This window comes from Xanthovirga aplysinae, assembly GCF_009711365.1.
GTDB lineage: Bacteria > Bacteroidota > Bacteroidia > Cytophagales > Cyclobacteriaceae > Xanthovirga > Xanthovirga aplysinae.
Window position 1 is genome coordinate 4,169 of the sequence record NZ_SMMB01000975.1, and the last position, 1,879, is coordinate 6,047.

Annotated in this window: 1 protein-coding gene; it reads right to left on the reverse strand. The window is 34.8% G+C overall.

From position 1 onward, the window contains the following. Positions 1–258: 258 nt before the first annotated feature. Entirely contained in the window at positions 259–1,284 is a 1,026-nt protein-coding gene (locus E1171_RS09415; RefSeq protein WP_155205752.1) for an energy transducer TonB, read from the reverse strand. Between the last annotated feature and the right edge of the window lie 595 nt (positions 1,285–1,879).

Below are 1,879 nucleotides of genomic sequence, written 5' to 3' on the forward strand. Positions count from 1 at the left end.
ACCGAATTACAGGATTCACAACCTAGGTAATGAGTTAAGCTACTCCACAAGATACATCGAGAAAAGATTTAATTGCTATTGATTTCCTGAGATATTTTTGGATTGTAACTACGAGCTGCAAGCTCGCGGTAGCTTGGGAAAAACCGGCATTGAAAGATCCCTCAAACAAATGACCACTACCCCTAAGGGTCCATCATTTCAAGAACTTTCACATTTTTTCAAAATTATTTTTTTGAATATACATCACCTCCCCCAAGTTCAATTAATCCTTTTTCGCATGATAGTATTTGGTACATCTCTCAACCTTAATTCAATGGGGATTACTAGAAGAACGCTTACAGGTTGGCCCCTTATTAAAGCGGGCTTAAAATTATTGGCCAAATCAACGGCCTTTTCTGCTTCCATATCACAAGCAGGATAAAACCCCTTTAATGTTTTTACTTGAGTAGTATTTCCAAGCTCATCCACTATAAATTGAACAAATACTGTCCCTTGGATATTTCTTCTTCTTGCCTCAATGGGATACACCATATTTTTGGAAACAAAGCTATAAAATTCATTATCTCCATAATTGCCATAGTAGGGGGCCACAATTAGTTTAGTATATTGATAGGAATTCCCTTCTGAATCAATGCTCGTTCCCCTAGTTAAAAGCCCATTTTCGTATTGTTCAATATAGCTTGACTTTCCCGATTTAAAAGAACCTTTCCAAACTCCTTCCTTAATAGAGTTATGTAATCTTCCCGAGTCTAAAAGGGGGCCTTTTTCATATTTAACATAAACACCATTTCCCTCCTTTACGAGTTGATTCCCTAGACTATCAAAAAAGTTAATAATTTGCCTTTCTGTGCCGGTCTTATGGTTATCCAGAAAAACCTGATTTAAAGAATCACTAAAAAGATAATCTCCTTCTTTTTGGCCATTAGAGTACCATTGTGTAACCTTTCCCTCTTTTAGCCCATTTAAATAATGTCCTTCTGATTTCCTTTTACCATTTTTATAGTATGTAGTAAACTTACCAATCTGGATGGGCTGACGATATTCATGAAGTTCATTATCAAAAAAATTTGTATTATTTCGATTTGCCTTCAACTCATTGTTTAAATTTCCACCTGGTCTATTTAGATAAGGGAAAATCATCTTGACAAAACCTTCTTGATATAATTCCCCTGATAAATAGTAATCTTTAATCTGAAAGGTGTCCTTACTCTTTGGAGTCATATGTCGGACATACTTAGCATTTATAAAATCAACTTGAGCTAATTCTGAATTTAAATAAACCATTTGCGTTTCCTGCCCTTGGACTAGGTGGGACAAAAATAATAAAATAAGGGTCGCTTTTAATATTCTACTTATCAAGATCTTAAATTAAATAGCTTAAAAAATATGGATGACCAAACCTCTTAACTTATGGTTTAAGGAGGTCCTCTAAAACAAGTGAAAAACTCTTAAAAATATTGAGGAAAACCTAAAAACATTCATTACTGCACTTTTGCAAATGAAAGAAAGTTTAAAGCTGAAAGCTTCAAAAACAAAAAACCGCCTTTAGAAGCTCTAAAGACGGTTTTGTAGTTATTTACTTTATTTGCTGTGAACTCGGAGGGAGTCACCATTTCCACAAAATCACTACCTTAGAATAATTAAAGGCCTATTTTAAAATAAGGGTGACCGATATGGTGACCTTTTATTTTGCTCACAAATTTATAAAATAATTGACTACAAAGAGAGAAAATCTTTGACCTGCTCCACCTTGAAACCCGAATATTGGCAAAACTCATCAATGGTTATGAATTGATGCTCCTCTTTATTGAAGTGTTTCCTGATCCTTTCCAATAAGCTGCGGCCATACCTTTCACTTCTGCCGGTGATCAGCATAATG

Coding starts and splice junctions, on each gene's coding strand:
- E1171_RS09415 (WP_155205752.1), bottom strand. CDS start 1,284: ATGGTTTATTTAAATTCAGAATTAGCTCAAGTTGATTTTATAAATGCT.